This is a genomic window from Halomonas sp. H5 (assembly GCF_050613175.1).
Lineage (GTDB): Bacteria > Pseudomonadota > Gammaproteobacteria > Pseudomonadales > Halomonadaceae > Bisbaumannia > Bisbaumannia salifodinae.
Genome location: NZ_CP192510.1, coordinates 2388262 through 2413918 on the forward strand (window position 1 = coordinate 2388262; position 25657 = coordinate 2413918).

At 64.9% G+C, this 25657-nt stretch carries 23 protein-coding genes; 5 read left to right on the forward strand and 18 right to left on the reverse strand.

Translation table 11 applies throughout. The annotated features are described in order from the left end of the window. Positions 1-98: 98 nt before the first annotated feature. Positions 99-3545, forward strand: a complete 3447-nt coding sequence (gene mfd, locus ACQ1W9_RS11140; protein WP_431023434.1) for a transcription-repair coupling factor — start codon at positions 99-101, stop codon at positions 3543-3545. Positions 3546-3596: 51 nt separating this feature from the next. After that, positions 3597-4598: a L,D-transpeptidase family protein gene (locus ACQ1W9_RS11145; protein WP_431023435.1), complete on the forward strand. Its 1002-nt coding sequence runs from the start codon at positions 3597-3599 to the stop codon at positions 4596-4598. Positions 4599-4664: 66 nt separating this feature from the next. On the opposite strand, the gene ACQ1W9_RS11150 is transcribed toward ACQ1W9_RS11145, so the two are convergent. The 13 genes from ACQ1W9_RS11150 to ACQ1W9_RS11210 form a co-directional block, all read right to left on the reverse strand. Next, complete coding sequence (locus tag ACQ1W9_RS11150; protein ID WP_431023436.1) at positions 4665-6962, reverse strand: EAL domain-containing protein; 2298 nt, start codon at positions 6960-6962, stop codon at positions 4665-4667. Further along, positions 6959-7435 carry a TadE/TadG family type IV pilus assembly protein gene (locus ACQ1W9_RS11155; protein ID WP_431023437.1) on the reverse strand — a complete coding sequence of 159 codons (477 nt, stop codon included), beginning with the start codon at positions 7433-7435 and terminating at the stop codon, positions 6959-6961. The genes ACQ1W9_RS11150 and ACQ1W9_RS11155 overlap by 4 nt, the downstream gene beginning before the upstream one ends. Next, positions 7432-9243, reverse strand: coding sequence for a hypothetical protein (locus ACQ1W9_RS11160; RefSeq protein ID WP_431023438.1), 1812 nt, complete (start codon positions 9241-9243; stop codon positions 7432-7434). Before ACQ1W9_RS11160 ends, ACQ1W9_RS11155 begins: the two co-directional genes overlap by 4 nt. A 6-nt stretch (positions 9244-9249) precedes the next feature. Further along, positions 9250-9570 (reverse strand): DUF3613 domain-containing protein, encoded by a 321-nt coding sequence (locus tag ACQ1W9_RS11165; protein ID WP_431023439.1) that lies wholly within the window; start codon positions 9568-9570, stop codon positions 9250-9252. A gap of 35 nt (positions 9571-9605) precedes the next feature. Continuing rightward, positions 9606-10295: a hypothetical protein gene (locus tag ACQ1W9_RS11170; RefSeq protein ID WP_431023440.1), complete on the reverse strand. Its 690-nt coding sequence runs from the start codon at positions 10293-10295 to the stop codon at positions 9606-9608. 2 nt (positions 10296-10297) lie between these two features. Continuing rightward, entirely contained in the window at positions 10298-11257 is a 960-nt protein-coding gene (locus tag ACQ1W9_RS11175) for a type II secretion system F family protein (protein WP_431023441.1), read from the reverse strand. Positions 11258-11355: 98 nt separating this feature from the next. After that, positions 11356-12237 (reverse strand): type II secretion system F family protein, encoded by an 882-nt coding sequence (locus tag ACQ1W9_RS11180; protein ID WP_431023442.1) that lies wholly within the window; start codon positions 12235-12237, stop codon positions 11356-11358. Then, the gene (locus ACQ1W9_RS11185) at positions 12234-13481 is read right to left on the reverse strand and encodes a CpaF family protein (protein WP_431023443.1); all 1248 of its coding nucleotides are present in this window, start codon (positions 13479-13481) and stop codon (positions 12234-12236) included. The genes ACQ1W9_RS11180 and ACQ1W9_RS11185 overlap by 4 nt, the downstream gene beginning before the upstream one ends. Positions 13482-13491: 10 nt before the next feature. After that, positions 13492-14817 carry a type II and III secretion system protein family protein gene (locus tag ACQ1W9_RS11190; RefSeq protein ID WP_431023444.1) on the reverse strand — a complete coding sequence of 442 codons (1326 nt, stop codon included), beginning with the start codon at positions 14815-14817 and terminating at the stop codon, positions 13492-13494. A 52-nt stretch (positions 14818-14869) separates the two neighbouring features. Beyond that, positions 14870-15856, reverse strand: coding sequence for a Flp pilus assembly protein CpaB (gene cpaB, locus ACQ1W9_RS11195; protein ID WP_431023445.1), 987 nt, complete (start codon positions 15854-15856; stop codon positions 14870-14872). A 69-nt stretch (positions 15857-15925) separates the two neighbouring features. Beyond that, positions 15926-16150 carry a Flp family type IVb pilin gene (locus ACQ1W9_RS11200; protein WP_431023446.1) on the reverse strand — a complete coding sequence of 75 codons (225 nt, stop codon included), beginning with the start codon at positions 16148-16150 and terminating at the stop codon, positions 15926-15928. A gap of 154 nt (positions 16151-16304) precedes the next feature. Then, on the reverse strand, positions 16305-17960 hold the full coding sequence (locus ACQ1W9_RS11205; protein ID WP_431023447.1) for a ShlB/FhaC/HecB family hemolysin secretion/activation protein: 1656 nt from the start codon (positions 17958-17960) through the stop codon (positions 16305-16307). 263 nt (positions 17961-18223) lie between these two features. Then, on the reverse strand, positions 18224-19366 hold the full coding sequence (locus tag ACQ1W9_RS11210; protein WP_431023448.1) for a collagen-like triple helix repeat-containing protein: 1143 nt from the start codon (positions 19364-19366) through the stop codon (positions 18224-18226). Between ACQ1W9_RS11210 and ACQ1W9_RS11215 the strand changes: the two genes are divergently transcribed. After that, entirely contained in the window at positions 19334-19909 is a 576-nt protein-coding gene (locus tag ACQ1W9_RS11215) for a hypothetical protein (protein ID WP_431023449.1), read from the forward strand. The genes ACQ1W9_RS11210 and ACQ1W9_RS11215 overlap by 33 nt on opposite strands. 341 nt (positions 19910-20250) lie before the next feature. Here the strand turns inward: ACQ1W9_RS11215 and ACQ1W9_RS11220 are convergent, their stop codons facing one another. Next, entirely contained in the window at positions 20251-21807 is a 1557-nt protein-coding gene (locus tag ACQ1W9_RS11220; protein ID WP_431023450.1) for a collagen-like triple helix repeat-containing protein, read from the reverse strand. On the opposite strand from ACQ1W9_RS11220, the gene ACQ1W9_RS11225 reads away from it, so the two are divergent. Both ACQ1W9_RS11225 and ACQ1W9_RS11230 read left to right on the forward strand, forming a co-directional pair. Next, the gene (locus ACQ1W9_RS11225) at positions 21796-22275 is read left to right on the forward strand and encodes a hypothetical protein (protein WP_431023451.1); all 480 of its coding nucleotides are present in this window, start codon (positions 21796-21798) and stop codon (positions 22273-22275) included. The genes ACQ1W9_RS11220 and ACQ1W9_RS11225 overlap by 12 nt on opposite strands. A 316-nt stretch (positions 22276-22591) precedes the next feature. Then, entirely contained in the window at positions 22592-23404 is an 813-nt protein-coding gene (locus ACQ1W9_RS11230; protein WP_431023452.1) for a helix-turn-helix domain-containing protein, read from the forward strand. A 106-nt stretch (positions 23405-23510) separates the two neighbouring features. On the opposite strand, the gene ACQ1W9_RS11235 is transcribed toward ACQ1W9_RS11230, so the two are convergent. From ACQ1W9_RS11235 to ACQ1W9_RS11250, 4 genes are all read right to left on the reverse strand, one after another. Then, positions 23511-23774 carry an Lpp/OprI family alanine-zipper lipoprotein gene (locus ACQ1W9_RS11235; protein WP_195859255.1) on the reverse strand — a complete coding sequence of 88 codons (264 nt, stop codon included), beginning with the start codon at positions 23772-23774 and terminating at the stop codon, positions 23511-23513. A 211-nt stretch (positions 23775-23985) separates the two neighbouring features. Then, positions 23986-24579, reverse strand: a complete 594-nt coding sequence (locus tag ACQ1W9_RS11240) for a L,D-transpeptidase family protein (RefSeq protein ID WP_431023453.1) — start codon at positions 24577-24579, stop codon at positions 23986-23988. 83 nt (positions 24580-24662) lie between these two features. Further along, positions 24663-25106 carry a hypothetical protein gene (locus tag ACQ1W9_RS11245; protein WP_431023454.1) on the reverse strand — a complete coding sequence of 148 codons (444 nt, stop codon included), beginning with the start codon at positions 25104-25106 and terminating at the stop codon, positions 24663-24665. A 189-nt stretch (positions 25107-25295) separates the two neighbouring features. Next, on the reverse strand, positions 25296-25535 hold the full coding sequence (locus ACQ1W9_RS11250) for a hypothetical protein (RefSeq protein ID WP_431023455.1): 240 nt from the start codon (positions 25533-25535) through the stop codon (positions 25296-25298). Positions 25536-25657: the final 122 nt, after the last annotated feature.

Consider the following 25657-nt stretch of genomic DNA (forward strand, 5'->3'; position numbering starts at 1 on the left):
TACAGAAAGTGCCCCTTGACTACAAGCGTGATTTCGGCGTGCCACCGTCTTTCCTGGCTGTCGACCCCATCTCAACCGGACCGGACACGACACGACCCATGCCCCACTTCTCGCCTCTCGATCCGCCCCAGCCCAGCGGGGCCCGCGACACCCTCTACTGGCAGGCCCCCCAGGGCAGCGCCCAGGCCCTGGGCCTGGCACGGCTGGCCGATAGCGCGCCGCTGCTGGTGATCACCGCCGATACCGCCGCGGCCCAGCGCCTGGAGGAGGAGCTCGACTTCTTCGCCGAGGTGCCGGTGATGCCCTTCCCGGACTGGGAGATCCTGCCCTACGATGCCTTCTCGCCTCACCAGGACATCGTCTCGGCGCGGCTGCGCACCCTGCGCCGGCTACAGCAGGTCGACCGGGGCATCGTGGTGGTGCCGATCAACACCCTGATGCAGCGCCTGCCTCCCACCGACTATGTGGCCGGGCGGGTGCTGAGCCTCGAGGTGGGGCAGCGCCTCGACCGGGAGAGCTTCCGGGAGACCCTCTCCCGGGCCGGCTACCGAGCAGTGGAGACCGTCTATGAACCCGGCGAATACGCCCTGCGCGGCGCCCTGATCGATCTCTTCCCCATGGGCAGCGAGGCGCCGCTGCGTATCGACCTCTTCGACGACGAGATCGACAGCCTGCGTCACTTCGACCCGGACACCCAGCGCAGCCAGGACAAGATCGACGCCGTGGAACTGCTGCCCGCCCACGAGTACTCCCTGTCGCGCGGCGCCATCGCCTGCTTCCGGGAGGGCTTCGAGACCCTGTTCGACGTGGACCCGCGCCAGTGCCCGCTCTATGTGGACGCCCTCAAGGGCATCCCCTCCCCCGGCCTGGAGCAGTACCTGCCGCTGTTCTTCGAGGCGACGGCGAGCCTCTTCGATCACCTGGCCGAAGGCACCCGCGTCGCCCTGCTGCCCCAGGTGTTCGAGGCCGCCGAGCACCACTGGGCGGCCATCGAGAGTCGCTTCGAGAACCTCGGCGTCGACCCCAGCCGCCCCCTGCTACCGCCGCATCGAGCCTTTATCCCGGTGGCGGAGCTGTTCGCCGCCATCAAGGCACGCCCCCGGGTCGCCCTGGTGGAGGACGCGGCCCACCCCCACGCCCGGATCTCCCATACCCAGGCGCCACCGGTGGTGGCCATCGACAACCGTGCCCAGCATCCCCTGGCCGCCCTGGAACGCTTCCTCGATGAACAGGCGACCACCCGGGTACTGCTGGTGGCGGAGTCCCGGGGACGCCGCGAGGCCCTGGAGGAGCTGCTCGCCCCGCTGCACCTGGAACTGCCCCACCTGACGGGTTGGCGGGCCTTCCTCGAGGCCGACGGCCGCCTGGCCATCACCGAGGGGGGGCTGGCCAGCGGCCTTTGGCTCGACGAGGGCATCGCGGTGCTCACCGAGACCGAGCTGTTCGGCGAGGTGGTACGCCAGAGCCGGCGCCGCGAGAAGGCCACCGACGACAACGAGCTGGCGGTACGCCACCTGGCGGAACTCAAGCCCGGTGCCCCGGTGGTGCACCAGACCCATGGCGTGGGGCGTTACCTGGGCCTGGAGACCCTGGAAGCCGGCGGCCAGGCCGCCGAGTTCCTGGCCCTGGAATATGCCGACGGCGCCAGGCTCTATGTGCCGGTGGACAGCCTGCACCTGATCGCCCGCTACGCCGGCGCCAGCGACGAGGGGGCCCCGCTGCACCGGCTGGGCTCCGAGCAGTGGGAGAAGGCGCGGCGCAAGGCCGCCGAGAAGATCCGCGACACCGCCGCCGAGCTGCTCGATGTCTACGCCCGCCGCGAGGCCCGAGAGGGCTTCGCCTGCGACTTGCCCGCCGAGGAGTATGCGCGTTTCGCCGCCAGCTTCCCCTTCGAGGAGACTCCGGACCAGCGCGAGGCGATCCGCGCGGTGATCGGCGACATGACCTCGCCCCGGCCCATGGACCGGGTGGTGTGCGGCGACGTCGGCTTCGGCAAGACCGAGGTGGCCATGCGCGCCGCCTTCCTGGCGGTGCATTCGGGGCGCCAGGTAGTGGTACTGGTGCCCACCACCCTGCTGGCCCAGCAGCACTTCGAGAATTTCCGCGACCGCTTCGCCGATACCGCGGTCCAGGTGGAACTGATCTCGCGTTTCACCGGCGGCAAGGGCCAGGCCGAGGCCCTGGAGCGCATCCAGGAGGGGCGTGCCGATATCGTCATCGGCACCCACAAGCTGCTCTCCAAGTCGATGAAACTGCCCAAGATGGGCCTGCTGGTCATCGACGAGGAACACCGCTTCGGGGTCGCCCAGAAGGAGCGCCTCAAGAGCCTGCGCGCCGAGGTGGATATCCTCACCCTGACCGCCACGCCGATCCCGCGGACCCTGAACATGGCCATGAGCGGGATCCGCGACCTCTCCATCATCGCCACCCCACCGGCGCGACGGCTATCGGTGAAGACCTTCGTTCAGCAACGCAACGAGCCGGTGATCAAGGAGGCGCTGCTGCGGGAGATCCTGCGCGGCGGTCAGGTCTACTTCCTGCACAACGAGGTCAAGACCATCGAGGCCGCCGCCGAGAAGGTCCGCGAGCTGGTCCCGGAGGCGCGGGTGGCGGTGGCCCATGGCCAGCTGCCGGAACGCTCCCTGGAGCGGGTGATGTCCGACTTCTATCACAAGCGCTTCAATGTGCTGGTCTGCTCCACCATCATCGAGACCGGCATCGACGTGCCCACCGCCAACACCATCGTTATCGAGCGCGCCGACAAGTTCGGCCTGGCCCAGTTGCACCAGTTGCGCGGCCGGGTCGGCCGCAGCCACCACCAGGCCTACGCCTACCTGTTGACGCCGCCCCCCAAGGCGATGACCCGCGACGCCCTCAAGCGCCTGGAGGCGATCGGCGCCGCCGAGGACCTGGGCGCCGGCTTCACCCTGGCCAGCCACGACATGGAGATCCGCGGCGCCGGCGAGCTGCTCGGCGACGAGCAGAGCGGGCAGATGGAGACCATCGGCTATAGTCTGTATATGCAGATGCTCGACCGGGCGGTGAAGGCGATCAAGGCCGGCAAGACGCCCAATATCGAGGCGCCGCTGGACGATGGCGTGGAGGTCAGCCTCAATCTACCTGCGCTGATCCCCGAGGATTACATGGCGGATGTACAGCAGCGGCTGATCATGTATAAACGCATTGCCAGCGCCGCCGACGAAGCCGAACTCAAGGAACTGCAGGTGGAGCTGATCGACCGTTTCGGCCTGCTGCCGGCGCCACTCAAGACGCTGCTGCGCCAGACGCGCCTGCGCCAGCGGGCCGAGCGGCTGGGCATTCGACGCCTGGAGGCGGGCGCCGCCCGTGGCCGGGTGATCTTCGCCGCGGAGACCCGGGTCGACCCCATGACCCTGGTGGGGCTGATCCAGAGCGATCCCCGCCACTACCGCCTGGAGGGTGCCGACACCCTGCGCTTCGAGGCGGCCATGGAGGACGAGGCGGCACGCTTCACCGCCGTGGAGAGCCTGCTCGATACGCTTAACCGCAAGACGCAAGCCGCATAATCCGGGGCGGCCAGGAAGGCCGCCCATGATGGCAAAGAATAGGAATTGACCATGAGACCGTTATACCGGGGCCTTGCCCCCCTCTCCCTGGCTCTGCTCGTGCCCGGCCTCGGCTGGGCCGATGAGCTGCCCCTAGGGCACTATCCGCTTCCCGAACAGGGCGATGTGATCGGCGAGGTGCGCACCGTCACCGCCGAGGAAGAGGACACCCTGCTGGATATCGGCCGACGCCATAACCTCGGCTTCGACGAGATCCAGCGCGCCAACCCGGGAGTCAGCCTGTGGTATCCCGGCGAGGGCACCGAGATCGTCTTGCCGACGCAGTTCGTGCTACCGGATGCCCCCCGGGAAGGCATCGTGATCAACCTCTCGGAGCTGCGCCTCTATTACTACCCGGCCAATGATTCGAGTCGCGTGGAGACCTACCCCATCAGCGTGGGCCGCGATGGTTTCTCCACCCCGGTGGGAGTGACCCGCACCACCGTCAAGGTCAAGGATCCCGCCTGGGCACCGCCCCGATCCATGCGTGAAGAGGCCGCCGCCCGCGGTGAGCCGGCCCCGTCCATCGTGCCGCCGGGCCCCGACAACCCCCTGGGCCGCCACGCCATCCTGCTAGGCCTGCCCAGCTACCTGATCCATGGCACCAACCGCCCCGACGGCGTCGGCATGCGGGTCAGCCGGGGCTGCATCCGCATGTTCCCGGAGGATATCGAGAGCCTCTACGAGCGCGTGCCCAACGGCACCCGGGTCAATATCGTCGATCAGCCCTTCAAGGCGGGCTGGGATGGCGACACCCTGATGGTGCAGGCCTATCCGGCCCTGGAGGAGAACGAGGCGAGCTTCGAGCCGGTGCTCAATGCCCTGGAAGTGCTGAGCCGCGCCTTCGGCGACGAAGAGCCGCCCATCGACTATGCCCAGCTGCGCCAGGCGGTGGAGCAGCCCAGCGGCCAGCCGGTGGCGGTACTGCGTGAGGCAGAGGAAACGCCTTCGACCCCCGAGGCGGAACCCGGCCCCGAGAGTATCTATGAGGTGGTCGAGGTGGCCCTCCACTGATTCACCCCTATAGAGGCCTCATAGGCCCCGCCCCGAGCCTATGAGGTTCTCATACCCGGCGAGTGGTTACTCCCGGGTCATGGGATCGGCCAGCCGCTGCCGCAATGACGCCAGTGGCTCGGCGAGCCCCAGCAGGGGGCCACTGCCCCACTGATAGCCCAGTCCCTTCACACAGCTGAGCTGATCGGCATTGTCGAGTTCGGTCACGATCACCCTCACCCCCAACATCACCGCCGTCTCGCGGATGCCCTTGAGCAACAACACGGCCCGCTGATTACCGGGTAGGCCCCGTACCAGATCCCCCGGCAGGCGAAGCACGGTCAAGGGCAGGCGCAGCAGCGCCAGCAGTTCGGCGCCCCCCTCCCCCCCTTCGATGGACAGGCCCACTCCGAGCTCACGGAGTCGATGCAGGTTCTGCAGGGCAACGTCGCTCGGCGGCAGCGACAGCCCGTCCACGCACAGCTCGATACTGCCGTGGGGCACGCCCCGCTCCTCGCAGCGGGCCTCCAGCCAATCGCAGAACATCGGCGACTCCAGGTGCTGGGCACTGATCGGAAAGCTCCAGCTCAACCCCGGCATCGGCGCTCCCTCGCCTAACTGGCGCAGGCCGGCACTGAGCAGGTAGCGCTCGAGCCCCAGGATTTCCTGGCTCATACGGGCCAAGGGGCGCCAGGTTCCGGGGGCGATGCCCCCCCAGCGAGGATGTTGCCACTCGAGCTGAAAACTGCCACCGGCGAGTCGCCGATTGCCCAGGCGATAGCAGGGGTTGACCCGGATCAGGAACTGCTCCGCGGGATGCCGGACTCCTCGGCCGAGCTCATCCAGCAGGGCCGCCTGCTGGCTGGCCGCCTCCAGCTCGCCGGGACGGAACCAGCGGGGGCGTCGCTCGCCATCACTCAATACCCGGTCCGCCGCGCTGGCCGCCGCCCGCAGCAGGTTACGCGGGCTATCCCCCTCCCCCTGGCTCTCGACCACGCCCAGTCGCGGCAGCAGCAGATGCCGCTCGCCGCCCAGCTCGATACTGTCATTGAGTCCCCGCTGCAGACGCTCCACGAAGAGCCGGGCCTGGGCCTCATCGGTGAAGAAGGCCATGATCGCGAAGGCGTCTCCCTCGAGACGCGCCAGATAGGCCTGGCCACCCACCAGCTTGCGCAGACGCCGGGCCACGGCGGGCAGCAGCCGATTCACCAGGGCAGGGTCCAGGGACTCCTCCAACTGGGCCAGCCGATCGAAACCGACCCAGCAGAGCTGGAAGGGATACTCCTGGTGCAGGTAGCGATTCATGCGTGCCGCCAGGGCCGGCCATTCGGGGAGCCGAGTGCGCTCATCCAGCTGCAGCAGGCGTCGACGCCGACGGCGTCGCACTTCCGCCCAACCGGCCACGAGCAACAACAGCAGCGCCAACACGCCGGCAGCCAGCGCCACGCCGACGAGCCAGCCTCCACGCCGCTGACGCTCCGCCAGGGCCTCACTCATACCGAAGGTGGCAACGCCCTGGCCGGCGACCCGTTGGCGCTGGGTATAGTGAACACGAGGTACGGCGGCCGCGGGCTGCACGCCGCCCCCTTCCTCGACCAGGGCATCCAGCAGTTGGCTGGCCGCCGCCGCCTCATCGACGATGACCCCACCGAGGCAACCGGCTTCCAGCCAGGCCGGATCCAGGCACCAGAGGTACCAGCCCTGGCGACGCAGCACATCCGCTCGCTGCCGTGCCTCGGGGGTGGGAGGCGCCACCAGGAAGCCCACATCCCGCACCACCTCGCCACTGGCGAGGCGGCGCTCGGCCCACGGCAAGGCATCACGACCCAGCCGCTCCCAGCGCAGCCGGCGCCCGGCCAGCTCGGTGCTCCCGGCAATGGACGGAGACAGCGCGGCGGCCTCACCCTCTCCCCAGAGCACCAGGGGGGCATCCTCCAGGTGGGCGACCCAGGCGAGGCTGCGTTGCAAGACCGGGCGCAGGTCCACCAGGGGTATGTCCTGCTCGAGGAGCCAGTCACGATGCTCGGGATCGAAGGCCCCATAGGCCACCGCCGCCATCGCGCCCAGGGAATCGACATGGCGCCGATAGAAGGCCACGGCGGGGTCATGCAACAAGATGACACGCAAGGCGGACATGCCACGGGCCAGGGCCAGGGCCTGCTCCGCCGGCAGGCCCCGCCCGCCCTGGTTGCGTAGATAGGCTACCTCCACCTGACTCCCCCGCGCCTCGATCTCATCGACCAGCGCCTGCACCAGGGTGGCATCCTGACGATGGCCGGGGCTGCCCGGGGCGATCACCAGGGTCTGATGGGCGGCCAGGGCCTGGCCGCCCCAGCCGAGGAGCAGGCAAAGCGTCAGCAGAGACAGGAGGCGCCCCAGCGTCATAGGCGGATACTCGAGGTGGAGGTTAGCTCGGTAAGCTCCTCACTCGGAATCGAGAAGCCGATCAGATTCAGCCTTGGAAGTGCCAGTGCTTGACCCGGGCCAACAGTGATGCGAAAGCACACATCGAGTTGCCCTCGCACATCTCCCTCCTCCCGTTTATAGAGGTAATAAGGCCCCTCGTCACATCCACTTAGCCAGCCCTTGACCCAACTATTCTCGATGCTTTCCTGAATCACCTCGTCGATGGCCGTCTCGATGTCCGATGTCGATAGTTCAGGATCATTGCGATGCACGGCCACGGCCGCCCGGGTCGCCTCGGAGCTAAGAGACAGCAGCGTTTGTTGAGTGGCAAAAATCACTGAATAGCTGACGATGCCATAGAAAATCACCAGAAACAGAGGGAAGAGGATCACAAACTCGATGGCGACCGCCCCCCGCTGAGACCGCTTATGGCATGACGATGTGTAGTTCATAGCGCCAACTCCGCTCCACCGACCTCGACTTCAATAATATGGACCTCGATTTCGGCCACGCCGATACCCAGTCCTTCCAAGAGCGGCTCGATCAAGGGGGCCAGCACCTCCGATGTCAGGTTACCGAGCAGAGTAGCGAGGCTATCTGTGAGTCCACTCACATTGTTGATCGCATCGAGAACCGGCTCGAGCACATCGGAAATGCCCCCGAGCAGGCAACCCAGGCCGCTACACTCTTCCTCGGCATCGGGCCCGAGAGTAATGGAGACATTCAGTCCCGAGAGAAGGTTATCGAGCAGGTCTGCCACGCCATCGAGGCCCGATGACAAGATGGCGACCGTTTCCTGACTGTCGGCGGCGGGCCATTCGACCACCTCGCTGACATGCTCGCTGGAGAGGATGGCCTGACTGGCCTCCGTGGTCGAGTCGATACTCAGTGACAGGAGCCCCTCGAAGGCGGGAAGCAGGGCAAGGTCGATGCTGGCATCGATACCCAGCAGCGAGGTCACGGCCCCGACTTCCGCCTCGTAACGCTGGTCGGCCAAGCGCCCCAGGCGTTCGATACCCGCCATGCCGTTGGCGCCGGTGAGCTCAAGGTCAAGTGACAGGCGGGCCAGGCCGATCAGATCGAGCGCCAGGGAGAGATCCAGATCGAGCTGTGCCGACGAGGCCTGCGTCTGCCAATAGTTACCATCGGCATCGGGAATAGAGCATGGCGGTGAGTGCCCATCGATACAGCCGGGTGGCCCGATCGCCACCTGGGGGGGAGTGATAATATCGAGGGAAAGATCAGCCGTTACCAACGGCCCTACGTCGAGCTCCAGGCCTGACACCGAAACGGCGCTATCCTTATTGGCAAGAAAGATCGCCGAGTTCAGGAGATCGCCCACGGATATCAGCGCTTCCAACGCACCCTGCTGGTCATTCCCCGGAGTGTTGACGGCGAGAATATCCCCTAATCTGATATTTCCCAGGCTGACCTGCGTCAGGGCCTCCAGCGCATCTCTTGCGCCTACTGTCAGTACCTGGTCGCCCTCAGCGCCTGCTTCCAGCGCAGAAATCATCAGGCTGGCCAAGCCATTATCGCCTCCAATACCGATGGGCGCATCAAGGAGCTCGTCCATTGTGCCCACATCGGGAGAGGCCTGAATAAGGTCCAAGAGGGAGATGCCCAGATTGGCCAGCCCGGTAAAGCTGACTGCGGAGATATCGACTTCACTGCCCAGCAGGCTTTGCAGGACAGGGCCCAATAAAGGCGAGCCACTGAGATCAGCCGTCAGCAAGGAGGTGCCCGCCGAAAACGCCACCACACCCGGTTGCTGAGCTACGGCCTCCGCTTCCAACCATACATGTGACTCGATCTTGGTGCCGGGTATCAAGGCAGCCAAATTGGCTACCAGGCTCGTCGGAACCCGGTGTTGTGCCAGAACATGCACGGCTTTCCCGCTTCCAGCGCCCGAGTGAACGAAGTGATTTCGGCCATTGAGGATCTCGATCTCACCCTGGGTGGTTTCGATCTCGCGTTCCCCTTCGGCAATGGAGAAATCATTGAGGACGGCGCTCTCTTCGGCGAGAGCCTGGAGACTCGTGGAGGCGGCCCCATCCATTAGGTTCGCCCCCGCCACGCTATCCAGGGCCGCCATATCTGCCACCCGCTGAAGGTTCTGCTTTTGCATATAGAGGCGGCCGGTATCCAGGGCCACCACGATGCAGAGAACTACCAACGACATCACGGCAGCGGCCGTCAGGCCGATGGCCCCCCGCTGGTGCCGGGGACCCGCTTCCCTGCGGTAAAGGGTCATGGCCATGCCCCGTTACTCGCTGGTAAAGCGGGTGTCGATATAGCGTTCGGGAATCGGGTGAGAGAAGCTCTCCAGATAGCGCCGGTAGATGCGCGCCTGGACGTCCCCCGACACATACTGCCGATGCGGCGAGGCCAGTTGCTGGCTGCGCTGCAGCGCCAGCATACCCTGCACCGAGCGGGAGCCGGTGGTGACCCGAGGCGCCGTTTCACCGTCGCGGGTGATGGCCCCGGCCTGCGGTGAGACCGTGGTGTCCTGGGCCAGTGCCGAGCCGCCCAGGCCCATGCCAAGAACAAGCAGGCAGAAAGCGGAGATCCTGATGAATCCGTTCATATGACTAACCCCTTGCGTACGCTGGTATCATACCGTCAGTTGTTGGTTTCGAGTTGGCGTAGCTGCGCCAACAGGGCGCTATCCACCCCGTAGCGACGCGCCATGCGCTCGGCCTCGTCCTGACGGCCCTCCTGCATCAGGCTAAGCACCAGGTTGGTGGCCGCGTTACGCTGGCCTTCATCGAGTTCGAGAGCGGTCAGGAACTGCTGGTGAGCCCCGCGATGATCCTGACCCAACAGCAGCAGATAACCGAGGTCGTTACGGATCCGGGCATCCGCGGGACGCCGATCCCGGGCCGACTGCATCAACGCCAGGGCCTCGTCGAGCGCGCCGCGGCTTGCCGCATTCAGGGCCAGGCCCCGATAGGCATCCGCCGCCAGGCAGGTGTGGCGCAGTTCCCCATAGACGCGGTCCGCCAGGGCTCGCTCGTCGATACGCCGCAGGGCCTCGGCCCGCAGCAGCTTGGCATCCGGATAGTCGAAACCGTGGGTATCGAGATAGGCGAGCGCGGCTCGGGGACGTTCGTCGTCGAGTTGCTGGCGAATCATCGCCAGCTGGACCCCGACCTCGCCGCCATAACGCTCTCCGCAGGAGCCCCGCGCCTCATGACGCGACTCGTTGGGCGCTCGCGTATCGGAGACCAGGGTGGTGGTCGTGGTGCAGCCCCCCAACAGGGCCACCATGACCAGAGGTGAAAGGCGGTGAAGGTAGCGTCTTGCCAGCATGCTTAGCTCCCCAGGGCATCGAAGAGCCCACCCAGATTGACCACCGCCGGCCCGGCCAACACGATCAGCAACGCCGGAAAGAGGAACAGCATCATCACCAGCGACATCTTGCCGGAGAGCTTGGTGACGACCTCCTGGATACGCGTGCGGCGGCGATCGCGAATCAGCGCACTGAGCGTGATCAGCGACTGACGCGCCCCACCCCCGGAAGCCGACACCTGGGCCAGCAGCTTGAGAAGGTCCTGGAGGCCCTCGCAGCGCTGCACCTCGGCCAGCGCCTCCAATACCTCTTCCCGGGCCTGGCCGGCCTCGATGCGCTGCAGGGCCAGACGCAGCTCGCGTACCGATTCCGGAGCGATGGGACCGAGGTTGATGATCAGGCTACGCAGCACCCCTTCGAGGGTCATGCCGGCATCCCACAACATGCGCGTCACCTGGACCACCATCTCCACCTCTTCCTCGAGGCGAGCGGTGCGCCGGGCACGACAGGCCTTGATCCACCACCAGCCCAATACGCAGGCCAGCAGGCCGAAGGCCACGCCGCCGAGTCCGGCGCGCGACCAGGGCTGCCCCTGCTGCCAGCCATAGAGAGTGCCACAGGCCACGGCTCCCAGGGCCACCAGGAGCACCGCCCCCATGACCTGGACCTGAGCGCGGGTGCCGATAAAGCCCGCCTGACGCAGGATCAGCGCCAGTTCGGCCAGCCAGGGCCGCCGGCTGGCCTGCTGACGCCATAGGCTGCGTCCGCCACCCAGCAGACGGGACTCGAGATAGGCATGATGACGTTGCATGGCCTGCTGCCCGGCCGCGTTCGGTAGCGAATCCCGCTCGCCGCCATGAAAGTCCCACCCCGGCTCCCCGGTTTCCCGTTGCGCCTGGGCCGTCTCGCGGTGTGCCGCCAACCAGCAGACCCAGGCCGCGAGCAGGAGGGTCAGGGCCCCCAAGATAAGAAATACCGCCATTCGCTTGTCCCTGCCTTATATGGCGCCTGTCCGGCGCTCTGGGCTCGGTACGAAACCTGTCTGCGTTCGCCGACTTTTCGTACAAAACCTCGGTAGATCTAGATCGAACGCAACATCCGCCAGAGGGTGAAGCAGCCCCCCAGCTCCAGCCCCAGGGCGACCCACAGGGCCGCCTGGCCACCGGGACTCTCCAGCATCGGCGTAAGAAACTCCGGGTTGCTGACCAGCATGAAACTGGCCAGCGCCACGGGCATGCCCGCCAGCACCACCGCGGTGACTCGGGTCTCACCGGTCAGGGCCTTGAGCTCCCGACGCCCCCGCTCCTGCTGGCGCAGCAACTCCACGAAGCTACCGAGGATCTCCTTGAGGCTGCCCCCATGCACCTGGTTGACCTCCACCGCCGTGGCCAGCAGGTCAAACTCATGGATCTTGAGCAACTGCGCTTCTCGCTGCAGGCCCTCATGCAGCTCCATGCCCAGATCCCGGCGTACGGCGATACGACTCAGGGCATCCCGCAGGGGCAACGGCACGCGCGCCACATTGCGCCGGAAGGCGATCTCCAGGGTCGCGCCCACGCCGATCTCGCGAACCACTTGCTCCATGAAATTGGGCAACTGATCACGAATCTTCTGACGCAGGTGCTGGGCGCGCAGGCCGAGGCCTAGGTTGATCACCACCAGGCCGCCCAGCACCAGCAGCGCACCGAGGCGGTTGCCGAACATCAGCAGGATGCCGAGTATCGCGACCAGCAGTAGCCCGCCGGCCAGGAGCAAGCCCCAGCCGCTCAGGTGGATACCCGCCGCCAGCAGGTAGTCCAGCACCACCTCCTGCAGGGAGTCCCTTGGCAGGCGTCGCCGGCGGTTGGGCAGGCCATCCCCTCCCAGCGCCTTGTCGCTCTGGTGCTCGGCGCTCTTCCACAGCAACCCGGCGGCCACCAGCAGCAGCACCATGGTAATCAACCATAACTGCCAGGGGCTCATGCCGGCTCCTCGATCCGCTTGCGCCAGTCGATATCGACACCGAGCCGCCGATCATCGCGATGATAGAGGCGCTTCAGGGCCACCTGCCCGCCCTTGAGGCCTTGCACCTGCTGCACCTCCACCACATGGCGATGCCCGTGGGCGTCCCGGGTGATATGTACCACCAGATCCAGAGCCGTGGCGATGATCTGGTTGACCAGGCCATCGGTACCCTCGAACCCCGCCAGGCGCACCATCATCTGCAGGCGCACCAGGGCATCCCGCGCCGAATTGGCGTGCACCGTGCTCATGGAGCCCAGGTGGCCGGTATTCATGGCCTGCAGCATGTCCAGGGCCTCGTCGCCCCGACTCTCCCCCAGGATGACCCGGTCGGGTCGCATCCGCAGGGCATTCTTGACCAGTTGCCGGGCGCCGACCTCGCCCTCCCCTTCGCTATTGGGGGCACGGGTCTCGAGGCGCACCACATGGCTATTGCCCAACTGCAGCTCGGCGGCATCCTCGATGGTCACCACCCGCTCGTGATGGGGAATCTCACGACTGAGGATATTCAGCAAGGTGGTCTTGCCGGAGCCGGTGGCCCCGCTGATCAGGATATTGCGCCGCTCACGAACGGCCTGCTGCAGCAGGTCCATCAGGGGGGCACTCAACGCATCGCTGGCGATCAAGTCCTCTGCCGTCAGGGCCTCGCGACGGAACTTGCGGATCGACACACAGGGACCATCGAGTGCCAACGGCGGAATGATCACATTAACCCGGGAGCCATCCGGCAGGCGCGCATCGACCATGGGGCTCGACTCGTCCAGGCGCCGCCCCAGGGGGGCCAGCATGCGCCGTACCACCCGCAGCACATGGGCATCGTTGAGGAAGCGCTCCGGCACCTGACTGAGGATGCCGTCTCGTTCCACGAAGATCCGCCGCGGGCCATTGATCAGGATATCGGAGATGCCATCGTCACGGAGCAGCGGCTGCAGCGGGCCGAAACCGGTCAACTCATGCAGCACTTCCCGGGTCAAGGGCTCCAATGCCTGGGGCAGGAGCATCAGGTTGCGGGCATCCAGATACTCGCGAACCAGGCCCTCGACCCGCATCAGCATCGCCGTGGGCTCATCCTCCAGGAGCCCATTCTCGTCCTCGAGCCGCTCGATCACCGCCTGATGAAGGTCGTTCTTGAGGGCGGGATCGTCCGCATCCACCAGGGTGCGCTTGGCCTCACCGCGGCCACGCTGGAATTGTTTCAAAGGCATGGTTTCCCCCTTAACGTGAGAAGCCGACCTCGCCCAGACGCTCGATGGCACGGGCATCCTGCGGATCGAAGAGCAGCTCGAGGAAAGTGGGATCATAGCGACGCAGGGTCTCGCCGGGCAGGTCATCGAAGGTGGTGCCCGCCGTCATCGGCGCCACCAGGTGTGGCGTGACGATCATGATCAACTCCTTCTCGTCACGCTCGAAGCGAGTCGAGCGGAAGAAGGCCCCCAGTACCGGGATATCACCGAGCCCCGGAATCTTGTCGACGTTCTGCAGGGTGTTGTTGCTGACCAGGCCGCTGATGATAAAGCTCTCGCCATTACCCAACTGGATGGTGGTATCGGTGCGCCGCACATTGAGTGCCGGCACCTGGACCCCTCCCGACTGGATACTGCGGGTAAAGTCGAGCTCACTGACCTCCGGGGCCACCTTGAGCATGATGCGATTCTCGTCGAGCACCGTGGGGGTCAACTGCAGGCGAATCCCGAACTCCTTGAATTCCACCGTCACCTCGCCATCGCGACTGCGCGCCGGGAAGGGAAATTCGCCACCGGCCAGGAAGGTCGCGCTTTGCCCGGAGAGGGTCACCAGGCTGGGCTCGGCCAGGGTATAGGCGAAGCCGTTGTTGCGCAGGGCGCTGATGGCGCCGAGGATGCCCCGGTTGGCGTTACCGCCGATAATCGAGAAACCGTCAGACAGGGGCGGCACCAGGCTGCCGTCGTTGATAAAGGCCGAGGAACTGCCGGTATTACCGATGGCGAACTGGGTATTGCCGCCATTATCGCGGCCGAGGAAGAAGCCGGCGGACTCCAGGCGACGGCGATTGACCTCGATCACCCGGATATCGGCCTGCACCTGCAGCGGCCCCACCTGGCGGCTGGCATCCACCAGCGGCTGGCCCTCGAAACGCTCACGGGCCTGGGCATGGCGATCCAGGCTCGCCGTATCGCCGATCATCCGCGGCACCCCCGAGGCCTGGCTGAGCTGATATTCCCCCTCCAGCCCCAGGGAGCCGCTGGGCGCCACCTCGATCCGATAGAGGCGCGGCTCATTGGCACCCTCGAACCAGACCCGCAGCGAGGTCGCGCCGCTAGCCAGGCCGGTGATCAAGAGCTCACGATCACTCGCCAGTTGCGCATTGGCGATCTGTCCCGAGCCGATGGCGGTGCGTGCCACCGACTGGGGCAGAGGCAAACGCTGCTGGTCGCCCACCACCAGGCCGATAATACGATCGCTGGGGGGCGTCACATCGGCCTGGGCGGCCAGGGCCACCAGCAGGATCGCCAACAGGAAAACGCTGCGAGAGAAAGAAGCATATGCCGTCGAGATAGACATGCATCAACATCCTTATAGGCATAAGATCATGCCAAAAAATAGTCTGGATAGATCAGTTGCCGGGCACCTGCACGACCCGAGTCTCACCACCCACATGCTGGATCACCTGGCGTCCGGAGGATGTGCCTGAGCGATGCGGTGCCGGAGAGGAAGCCGCCGGTGGGCGCCGCTCCCCGGCCTCGACCCGAGTCAGCTCCTGGAAGAGCACGGCGGGCCCCATCTCCTCTTCCGCCTCCTCGTCGGCGCCGGCGTCCAGGGAGGCGCGCCTCAGGCCGGGCAGCCCATCGGGGACAAGCCCGTTGTCCCGGGGAGATGCCAGCCCTTCGGCCCGTTCGCTGGCCCCGATCACCGCCAGGCGCAGGCGACCGGTGGTCTCCGCCAGCAGCAACCGAGGGGCCTGATCCTCGTCCAGGGCCAGCACCGCGGTGCGGCCGCTACGCTGGGGGCCCTGATCGCCATCGGCGGGCATGCCACGCAGGTCGGCCCCGAAGCTCAGTACCTCGACGTCCCGAAACAACCGTCGTGCCAGCTGTGTGCGATCCTGGCCATTGGCCTGGGCATAGTAGAAGACGTCGACGCGATCCCCCGGGGCGATAAAGCCACCGCCACCGATCACCTCATCGATGCTGACCGCCAGGGCCCGCTTGCCGGCCGGCACCGCCTCGGCCAGCAGCCCGCCGAGGGCGAAATGCTCGGGGCGCAGGATATCCCCGGGTGCCAGGGGGCGAGTCAAGATACGCCCCTCCACCTCGGAAAGATCGGCAAAACTCTCCACCACCGCTACCGGGTAGTCGACGGTGCGCAGCAACGGATCCCCCGCCTCGGGGCGAGCCTCGAGGCGGGTACCGGTATCGAGCCGCTTGGCGGCGGTTAATACGGGAAAGCCGGGGAGGGCCGCCTCTTGCGAGGGCATCTCCACCACGGGGGCCGGCTCCATGGCCGGCGGCAGGTCTCGGGTCAGCTGCCAACCGGCGAAGGCCAGGCCGATGGCAATCGCCACCAGGACGGCGGCGATACCCTTAAGTAGATTGGGGGACATACGCGTTTCCCTGCGCGATTTTTATCATATTCAAGGACATGACCCTCGCCATGAAGGGCCGAGGAATAATTAATTCCCCTCAACAGCATCCTTTACTTCCGTGAAGAAACTGGTGAATGCCTCGGTCAGGCCAAGCTGGCCGCCTGCAAAAACCGCCAGAGCAATCACCGCGGCAATAATGACATACTCGATTGCACTGGCTCCCTGCTGCCTACGGAATTTCGGGCGATTTAGCTGCATGGCCACGGCGCCACGCCGGGTAAATTGGCTAGTCTTTTCGATCAGCTTTTTCATGGTTACCACTCCCTGCGTTAACCAATGCCCCTTATTGGTGCGGGGCTATTTTCTGCGTTACCACCCCAAGGTGGTGCTTTTCTCGACGCCCCGCCATGCCGAAGCGAAACGAAACGTCAACGTAGCCCGGCGATCATGCCGGGCCATACCACGTCTAGCCGCCCAGATTCCAGCTGATCCGGGCATTGATCCGGCCATCGCGGCTATTGGTGTCCAGGTCCCGATCGCCGATGGGCTGGGCATATTCGATCCCCAGGCGATAGAAACTCCCCTGACTTAGCTCGAATCCCGCCACTGCCGAGGCGATCTCATGCTCGGTATCCCGCTCGTTGAAGCGCGTGCGGGCGCCATCGACCAACAGATAGGGCTCCACCGAACCGACCCAATCGCTGGCCACCGGCTGCAGATAGCGCAGCTCGATCTCGCCAGCGACGCCGTAGTCGCCTTCCGCCTGGCTATCGCCATAGCCGCGACCGAAACGGTTGCCGCCGTAATTGCCCTGTTCCGGCGACGGCAGGGTGTCATTGGACCAGAAACCGGCGACGCGGCTGGTCAAGCGCCAGCGGGCCCCCAGCCGTTCCACCCAGCGCGCCTGACTGCCCAGGCGGGTAAAGTGCAGCTCCTCCGGCTGATTGACCGAGGCGAAAGCGCTGCTCAGGCGGTTGCGATTGCCTCCCAGGTCGACCCCCTGGCGAAAGTCTCCGCGCCATTCGAGGATGCGCTCCTGGCTGGCCCGCTGCAGGCGGGTATTGAGCTCCAGAGCGGAGAAATTGAGGCGTCGTTCCAGCAGGGGCAGCCCCTCCTCGACGAACAAACTGCGCTGATGATGGTGATCCACCTGGCCACCAAGGTACCAACTGAACTGCCGCGACAGGTACAGCGGATAATCGAGTCCGGCACGATAACGCTCGGTGATCTTCTCCTCCCGTGCCTGCTCGTTGCCCAGCAGGCTGACACCCGTCGGTTCTTCGGTCTCGAAACGGCTACCCGCGAGGCTCAGGCGCAGGCCATCGGTGCCCAGTTCCTGCTGGTACTCGGCGGCATAGAACTCATCGTCGCCATCGATCGGCAACAGGGCCGCCAGCGACAACCGCTCGGCGTAACGGGTATTGGACTGCAGGGTCAGGTTGGCCAGCAGCTGGATATCGTCTTCATCGCCGCCCTGCAGCGAGAGGCCACCATCCAGGGCGCGCATGCTGCGCTCCTCCACGCGCAGGGTCGTTCCGCCGCTCGGCGTGCGCGGCACCGGCGCATTGATCGCCAGCTGCGCCCCGGGAATTCGCTCCATCAAGGCGGTATAACGCTCGAAGGTGGACCGGGTCAGCGGGCGCTCATCGACGATACGTTCGGCGAGACGCTGAACTCGACTGGCCACCGAGGCCTTGTCGATGGCGATCTCGGTACGTGCGATATAGCCCTCGACCACCACCACGGTGACCACGCCATTGCGGAAGTTATTATCGGGTAGATAGGCATAGGAGAGCGGATAGCCCGCGTCCTGATAGCGACGCGTGATCGCCTCGACGCCATCGATCAGCTCGCCCACGGTCACGCGCTGTCCCAGCATGGGACTCATGCCACTGGCGAGATCATCGAGCTCGAAGACGGTACCGCCACGAAAATCAAGATGAGATACCGAGACCTGAGTTTCGCGGCTGATAGCGCCCGCGACCTGAGGCAGAGACACTTGAGTGGCGGTACGTCGCTCCGAGGCATCGCGCATCTGCTCCAGCCCAGGCACCTGGGTGGGTTGTCGCTCATCCACCAGGGACGGAGAGTCGCTGGCATGGGAGGTAACAGCCAGGCTCATCAGGCCAGCTGCCGTGATGGCAAGAAGCGGAGATCGTGCTGCATTGGCGGCGCTTGGTTGCGCCAGTCTTTTGATTGCGTTCATATATCCTTTCCCTGGACCAGTGGCGCTCTTCGGCACCGACTATAATTATTCTTTGCCTTGATTGTAAGTTAGTATCTACCAAAGAATAGCGACTCACACCAGCCCTACTGTCAAGAAATGTCCGGCGGTCGACCCTGGCTGGCTCCGGGGGATTGCCCCCGGAGCCAAGTGCCACGATCTTAGTCGCTAGCGCCGGACGAACCGCCCAGCAGACCACCGCCCCCCAGGAGACTGCCGGTCAGGCCATCCACGGTGCCAGTCACCCCACCCAGCAGCCCATCCTCGCTACCGAGCAGACCACCGGTCAGGCCATCCCCAGTGCCGCTCTCACCACCGATCAGGCCACCAGTCAGACCATCTACGCTCCCGGTCACCCCACCCAGCAGGCCATCCTCGCTACCCAGTAGACCACTGGTCAGGCCATCCACGGTGCCGCTCTCACCACCTTTCAGGCCACCCAGCAGGCCGCCTTCGTCGCCGAGGAGGCCACCATCACCGCCCAGCAGGCCGCCGGTCAGGCCATCCACGCTCCCGCTCTCACCACCTATCAGGCCACCCAGCAAGCCGCCTTCGTCGCCGAGCAGACCACCATCACCGCCCAGCAGGCCGCCAGTCAGGCCATCCACGGTTCCGCTCTCACCACCTATCAGGCCACCCAGCAAGCCGCCTTCGTCGCCGAGGAGGCCACCATCACCGCCCAGCAGGCCGCCTTCCAGCAGGTCAGAAGCCTCCCCGGCAGTCAGCAGGCCACCGGTATCGGCCACCAGTTGCCCCACGCCGCCCAGGGTTCCACCGAGACCACCCAGCAGCGGATCCTGACCGCCCAGGGTGTCACCCAACATGACCACGACACCTCCCCCCTCGTTAAGCAGGCCATTGGCGACTGGCCCAATCACCAGGGCATCCCCGAGCTGCTGGGTCGTCCCTTCCACGGAGAGCAATACCGGGCGCACCACCCCGGTCAACTCCGAGGTCAGACCCGCCAGGTGGCCATTTTCATCGGTCAGGGTGAGCGTCAGTGAGTCGCCCAGGGTAGATACCGTGGCCCCAAGCTCTCCCACCGTCTGACCCAGGGTGGTAACCAGCCCCGTGGCTTGATCCACTTGCATCAACACCGGCAGGGTATTCAGCGCGGCCACGGTATCTCCCAGGGTGCCCACGGCGCGACCGGCATCACCCACGGTGCCGGTAACACCACCGAGAGTCGTCCCCAGGGCATTGTCATTGGTGGTATAGCTACCCAAGCCATCCCGCAGGCCACTGGCCAAGGTATTTACCCCGGTGCTGAGATGGACCAGCACCTCGCCACCACCATCGGTCATCGAGCCAGTCAGCGGAAGCTCCTGCTGACTGATCCCCTCACCGAGCACGGTAAGGGTATCACCTGCCCCATCGCCGGCATCAGCGGTGTCCTGGACCATCCTCTCCAGCACGGTAAGGCCAGCCTGGTCACCATCATCGCCGCCGCCATCATCGCCGCCACCGCCATCATCGCCGCCGCCGCCATCATCGCCGCCGCCATCATCGCCGCCGCCATCATCGCCGCCGCCATCATCGCCGCCGCCATCATCGCCACCGCCGCCATCATCGCCGCCGCCATCATCGCCGCCGCCATCATCGCCGCCGCCATCATCGCCACCGCCGTTATCGCCGCCGCCGTTATCGCCACCGCCGCCATCATCGCCGCCGCCGTTATCGCCGCCGCCGTTATCGCCGCCGCCGTTATCACCACCGCCACTATCGCCGCCGCCGTTATCTCCGCCGCCGTTATCGCCGCCGCCGTTATCACCGCCGCCGTTATCACCGCCGCCGCTGTCTCCCCCATCCGCAATACCGCCATCACTCGAAGGCAGTGTCAGTGTTGAACTCCCGCTGCAACCGGCCATTGAAATAGCAGCGACAAGCACCGCCAGGGGAAATAGACGAGTTCCTTTAATATTCATGGCAGTTTCCTTTGAATGATATCCCTATCCTTCGCCGAGCAGCTCACGGACTCGACGAAGAACAACAGCAGCATATTTATGACTTGTTATTTATATCGCCAAGAATCAGAAATCTCTTACAAGAGGCAGGGTCAATAGCCCAAGCGAATCACCAGCCAGAAACTTACAGCGACAGCGATTTTCAAGGGAAAACCATCGGGCTCTCTGACTCGAAGGCACGAAGAGAAGAGGTGGCGGAGTCACTCCGCCACCTTTTCCAGTCATCACTCCCCTCCAAGCAATCCTCCGCCGAGCAGCCCCCCGCCGAGAAGGCCATCATCGCTACCCAACAGACCGCCGACTACTCCATCCACGGTATCGGTCACACCGCCCAGCAGACCGCCTTCCACACTGCCTTCAGCACCTCCTTCCACGCTACCGCTAACACTGCCGGTCACGCTGCCCAGCAGACCGCCGCCCACTAGCCCCTCATCACCGCCTAGCAAGCCGCCTTCGTCGCCGAGCAGGCTACCGGTCAGGCCATCCACGGTGCCGGTAACACCACCGAGCAGACCATCGTCGCCATCCAGCAGGCCGCCGGTCAGGCCATCCACGGTGCCACTCTCACCACCAACCAAGCCACCGAGCAGACCATCGTCGCCATCCAGCAAGCCGCCGGTCAGGCCATCCACGGTGCCGCTCTCACCACCAACCAAGCCACCGAGCAGGCCAGCATTGCCGCCGAGCAGACCACCGTCGCCATCCAGCAGGCCGCCGGTCAGGCCATCCACGGTGCCGCTCTCACCACCAACCAAGCCACCCAGCAGGCCAGCATCGCCGCCGAGCAGACCACCGTCGCCATCCAGCAGGCCGCCGGTCAGGCCATCCACGGTGCCGCTCTCCCCACCAACCAAGCCACCCAGCAGGCCGGCATCGCCGCCGAGCAGACCACCGTCGCCATCCAGCAGGCCTCCGGTCACACCACCCAGCAGGCCATCCTCGCTACCAAGCAGGTCGCCGGTCACACCCCCCAGCAGGCCGGCATCGCCACCGAGCAGACCACCGTCGCCATCCAACAGGCCGCCGGCCAGGCCACCTTCACCACCGAGCAGGTCGCCGGTCAGGCCACCCAGCAAGCCTCCATCATTGCTCAGCAGGCCACCCACGAGCCCGGCCTCACTGCCCAGCAGACCGCCACCCAAGAGGCCTCCATCGTCCCCCGCGGTCAGCAACCCACCGAGGTCGCCCACCAGGTTGCCGGCACCGGTTACCGTGCCACCCAGGCCGGCGAGCAGTGGGTCCTTGCCACCCAGGCCCCCTCCCAGGTCAACCACCACGCCGCCCACTTGTCCCAGCAGGTCATTGGCCACCGGCCCCACGATCAACGCATCGCCGAGGTGTTGCGTGGTGCCCTCGACAGAAACGAGAACCGGGCGCACCACCGCACTCAGCTCACTGGTCAAGCCGGCTAGATGGCCATTCTCGTCGGTCAAGGTCAGGGTCAGCACATCACCGACGCCGGTCACGGTTGCCCCCAGGTCGCCAACGGTCTTGCCAAGCGTCGTCACCAAGCCGGTAGTGGCATCGACCTGCATCAACACAGGCAGGGTGTTAAGGGCTTCGACGGTATCGCCAAGGGCCCCCACGGCCCGCCCGCTATCGGAGACGGTACCGGTGGCACCGGCCAGCGTCGTGCCCAAGGCATTGTCGTTCTCGGTAAAGCTGCCCAGCCCATCCCTCAGGCCGTCAGAGAGGCTGTTAACGCCATCCCCCAGATGCACCAGGACCTGGCCTGTGCCGTCGGTAACGCCACCGACCAACGGGATCTCTTGCTGACTCAAGCCGTCGCCGAGCACCACGACGCTATCCCCCAGCCCCTGAGTGACATCGCTGGTGTCTTGAACAATTTGCTCGATACTGCCACCGGCCACCTGACCGTTATCGCCGCCGCCGTTATCGCCGCCACCGCCATTATCGCCGCCGCCATTACCACCACCGCCATTATCGCCGCCGCCATTACCACCACCGCCATTACCACCACCGCCATTACCACCACCGCCATTACCACCACCGCCATTACCACCACCGCCATTACCACCACCGCCATTACCACCACCGCCATTACCACCACCGCCATTACCACCACCGCCAGCGCTATCGTTTCCGCCGCCCGGAACGGTCAAGTTGCTACTGCCGCTGCAACCGGCAAGAGAGATGGCGGCCACCAGGGCAGCCAGAGGAAGAAGACGAGTTCCCTTCGCACGCATAACGCTATCCTCACTGATTCATTATTGGGGATTTTTCTGTGAGCTAAGCGTATGCCGACATCGCGCCGTTCAGAAAGGCACGGGACAAAAAGTTGAGATATGGCTTACACGCCAGAGAGAGGAGGGACTACGTCACTCCTCACACTTAGGCCATGGTGTTTTCCGCCCACTAATCATCAAATAAAAAAGCAATGACTGCTTTGCAGTTACAACAATCCTCTCGCTCCTGTGGAACCACACCTCCTGAGCTCCTTAACCAGTATCTCCTTCAAGTGCCGAGAGACTCGGCCTGCCAGAAAAATGAAGAAAACAAGACGAGTGGGTGACAAGTGTCCAAAAAGACAGAGTCAATAATCCTATGATGCTCGACGACAGAGTAACCGCCGAGATTCGCGCCGCAGAACTCTGGCTGGACAATACCACCACCCAGGCCTGCACCATCAGCGAGCTGGCCACTTACCTGGGCTATTCGGAGTCCCATATCCGGCGCCATTTTCTCCGGCACTTCGGCATGGGACCGGCCCGCTACCGCAATACCCTTCGCCTGGAGCGGGCGGCCAGCCTGCTGCTTCGCACCCGTGCTCGAGTCATCGATATCGCCACGAGCTGTGGGTTTCGTAGCCACGCCATCTTCAGCCGCGCCTTCCAGCACCACTTTGGCATCAGCCCCTCGGGGTTTCGTCGCCGTCATGACACGCCGGCGACAAAGGGTCCGCACCATACTGTCAGCGTGGCGCAACGGCCAGCCATCTCCTTATGGGCCATTCGCCATTACGGCCCCCCTAACCCCCCGTCACTACCGCACCTATGGCAGCAGTATCGAGGTATCCCCTCCAACCCCAAGGCGCCCCTCCTGGAAGGCGCCGCTTTCCTGCTGCCGGATGACCCCGCTATCACCCCGAGGCATCGTCAGCGCGTCGATATCGGACTCCAGGGCACCCATCCCTGGCCACCGAGCCCCTATCACCGCCGCCTCACCTGCCCCGGCACCCTGGCCGCCTCGATAACCTTCGATGATCTGGCGCTGCTGCCCATCCTGCATGCCTACCTGCTCGATCACTGGTTGCCTCATCAGCCATGGGCCTATAACGCCGATCCCGTGCGAGTCATTCAGCATGGGCAGCCCCAACACTTCGAGCTGCTGCTGCCCCTCGACCGCGGCGAGCCCTGAGCCATCAAACGCATAAAGCAAGACCCCCTGCCGAGGCAGGGGGTCTTGAACAGGCTGGATGCCTGAAGCAACGCACCGGGATGCCAGTGCCCTGCTGGTACAAGCATTACTTGTACATGGAACGCTCGAACATGCGGTTCATCTCTTCACGGTTCTGCTGAGACATCTGCAGGGCCGCTTGAGCGTCACGCTGAGCCTGGTTGGCGGTGTTCTGAGCCTGGGTGGCGATGCTGCGAGCCTCGGCCGCGTCGGCCTGAGCGGACTCGGCAGTCATGCGCACTTCTTCCAGGGCGCTGGTAGAGGCACAGCCAGCCAGGATGGCCAGGGAGGCTGCAGCAGCGGTCAGCTTCAGAGTGCTCTTGAGGGTCATAACGTTCTCCTTGAGGGTCTTCCTTGGTTTAGCCCGGGTCGGACAAGGTCCGATTCCCTGGGCAGGTCTGCTTGCCACCGAAGCGAGTCATCTCGCCTTCCACTTCGGTCAGCGTGACCATAACGGCCAAGCCGTCTTAGTCAAACGCCGTTTTATTATAGACGTAGTGCCTTTGTCTACTACAGAAGTTCTTGGTTTCACGATCCTTAGCCTAGCGGATCACTACCCGCGTGCCAATGTCGACCAGTTGCGACAGGCGCTCGATCTGCTCGTTGGTCACCGCCACGCACCCCTGGGTCCAGTGGAACTGCTGATGGATGCCGGGATCGCCCTCTCCCAGGCCATGGATGCCGATATAGCCTCCCAGGATGGTGTCCTGGGGAGGACGACCATGGCGTCGCAGGTAGGCGAAATAGTCGTCGTACTCTGCCCGGCTCATGACCCCGGCATTAAGGGCATCGCGGGCATGCCAGGGGGTCGGGTAGTCGAGCCCCATGAAGATATGGAACGGGCTCTCAAAATTGAAGCGATCGATGTGGAATTCCCCAGTGGGCGTGCGACGGTCACCGCGGGTACGGATGGGTGCCGCACCGGCCCGCCCCAGGGAGACCGGATACATCCGCTCCAGCTCGCGATGCCCGCGGTAGACGAAAAGGGTGGAGCTACGATCATCCACCAATAGCCACAGTTCGTTGTCATGGCGCGGCGCGAAACGTTCCTCAAGATCGACCAGGCTGGCCTGGGCCGTCGCCATCAGCAGACACAACACCCCCATCAGGGCGACGATGCGAAGCAGGTAACGCATTCGAGACTCTCTTGCAGTAATGAAGCGGACCCGGGCGCCTCGCGCCCGAGCGGAATCACCGCGTATCCTATCACCCCCCGGGCTCAGGTCACCCCGCTTTTCCCTTCCGGGGAGACGATAAAGTGATTGTTGAGTAGCCGCGTCTTCCCGGAAAGCACCATCTCGGTCTCATCGAAGGTGAAGGTCTCGATGGCCTCACGTTTATTGGCCAGAGGGCGGTGCTCATGAATCAGGGCCGCGGCACAGCGCTCGCGCATGGTGTAATAGACCACCCCGATGCTGTAGCACAGTTCCTCGTTATCACCCAGCTTGGCGAGCCAGCGCTCACGGGTCTCGTGGTGGGCAATGGCATAGCTCACGTTGCGCGACTCGCCAATATAGATCAGCCGATGCAGGGAATAGTCGCCGGTCGCCGCATCGTACTCCCCGCCATAGACACAGAAGACCCCCCCATCGCTGGGGATCTCCGTGCGATTGGCATCCCGCCAATAGCCAATCAACTCCAGCGAAAGATACTGTCTCGACATGATCCTCTCCTTAGGCCCCAGAAGCGGTGGGCGCCATGCTAACGCCCCCGGACGGGCGCTCTCCTTTATCCCAGCAAAGCTTGGTCAAACGCGCCAGCCAGTCCCTCAACCCTTTATCACCCCCGCGCACCCAAAACGACGCCGCCGCCCAGAAGGCGGCGGCAAGATCACGCAGGCGGGCAGGACGGGTCAGTGCAGGGTCGCCGGCGACGCCTGGGCCTCTTCCTCGTCCCCTTCCACCAAATGACTGCGCGACAGGGCATGATCGATCATCTCCTGTGCCACCTCGAAGCGGGCGCGGCGCAGCAGCTCGGCGGCCTCCTCGGAGAAGCGGATCCTCACTAGAGGCTCGCCCTCTCCCTCAGCGCTGCGTAGCACGATCTCGCCATCGGCGAGCTCGACGATTTCCAGGACTGCGGTATCGGACACCCGAACCTCCTCAATTCGATAACAATAGAAAGCGGCCATGGCAAATCCATGGCCGCTAACGTCGCTACTAGCCTAACATTGTGACTCGGTAGCGACTAGCGGCAATCTCCCGGGGCGGAGGC

Excerpts from the sequence above, each read along its gene's own strand:
- mfd (WP_431023434.1), top strand. The coding sequence starts at position 99 with ATGCCCCACTTCTCGCCTCTCGATCCGCCCCAGCCCAGCGGGGCCCGC.
- ACQ1W9_RS11145 (WP_431023435.1), top strand. The coding sequence starts at position 3,597 with ATGAGACCGTTATACCGGGGCCTTGCCCCCCTCTCCCTGGCTCTGCTC.
- ACQ1W9_RS11150 (WP_431023436.1), bottom strand. The coding sequence starts at position 6,962 with ATGACGCTGGGGCGCCTCCTGTCTCTGCTGACGCTTTGCCTGCTCCTC.
- ACQ1W9_RS11155 (WP_431023437.1), bottom strand. The coding sequence starts at position 7,435 with ATGAACTACACATCGTCATGCCATAAGCGGTCTCAGCGGGGGGCGGTC.
- ACQ1W9_RS11160 (WP_431023438.1), bottom strand. The coding sequence starts at position 9,243 with ATGGCCATGACCCTTTACCGCAGGGAAGCGGGTCCCCGGCACCAGCGG.
- ACQ1W9_RS11165 (WP_431023439.1), bottom strand. The coding sequence starts at position 9,570 with ATGAACGGATTCATCAGGATCTCCGCTTTCTGCCTGCTTGTTCTTGGC.
- ACQ1W9_RS11170 (WP_431023440.1), bottom strand. The coding sequence starts at position 10,295 with ATGCTGGCAAGACGCTACCTTCACCGCCTTTCACCTCTGGTCATGGTG.
- ACQ1W9_RS11175 (WP_431023441.1), bottom strand. The coding sequence starts at position 11,257 with ATGGCGGTATTTCTTATCTTGGGGGCCCTGACCCTCCTGCTCGCGGCC.
- ACQ1W9_RS11180 (WP_431023442.1), bottom strand. The coding sequence starts at position 12,237 with ATGAGCCCCTGGCAGTTATGGTTGATTACCATGGTGCTGCTGCTGGTG.
- ACQ1W9_RS11185 (WP_431023443.1), bottom strand. The coding sequence starts at position 13,481 with ATGCCTTTGAAACAATTCCAGCGTGGCCGCGGTGAGGCCAAGCGCACC.
- ACQ1W9_RS11190 (WP_431023444.1), bottom strand. The coding sequence starts at position 14,817 with ATGTCTATCTCGACGGCATATGCTTCTTTCTCTCGCAGCGTTTTCCTG.
- cpaB (WP_431023445.1), bottom strand. The coding sequence starts at position 15,856 with ATGTCCCCCAATCTACTTAAGGGTATCGCCGCCGTCCTGGTGGCGATT.
- ACQ1W9_RS11200 (WP_431023446.1), bottom strand. The coding sequence starts at position 16,150 with ATGAAAAAGCTGATCGAAAAGACTAGCCAATTTACCCGGCGTGGCGCC.
- ACQ1W9_RS11205 (WP_431023447.1), bottom strand. The coding sequence starts at position 17,960 with ATGAGCCTGGCTGTTACCTCCCATGCCAGCGACTCTCCGTCCCTGGTG.
- ACQ1W9_RS11215 (WP_431023449.1), top strand. The coding sequence starts at position 19,334 with ATGGACCAGCACCTCGCCACCACCATCGGTCATCGAGCCAGTCAGCGG.
- ACQ1W9_RS11210 (WP_431023448.1), bottom strand. The coding sequence starts at position 19,366 with ATGACCGATGGTGGTGGCGAGGTGCTGGTCCATCTCAGCACCGGGGTA.
- ACQ1W9_RS11230 (WP_431023452.1), top strand. The coding sequence starts at position 22,592 with ATGATGCTCGACGACAGAGTAACCGCCGAGATTCGCGCCGCAGAACTC.
- ACQ1W9_RS11235 (WP_195859255.1), bottom strand. The coding sequence starts at position 23,774 with ATGACCCTCAAGAGCACTCTGAAGCTGACCGCTGCTGCAGCCTCCCTG.
- ACQ1W9_RS11240 (WP_431023453.1), bottom strand. The coding sequence starts at position 24,579 with ATGCGTTACCTGCTTCGCATCGTCGCCCTGATGGGGGTGTTGTGTCTG.
- ACQ1W9_RS11245 (WP_431023454.1), bottom strand. The coding sequence starts at position 25,106 with ATGTCGAGACAGTATCTTTCGCTGGAGTTGATTGGCTATTGGCGGGAT.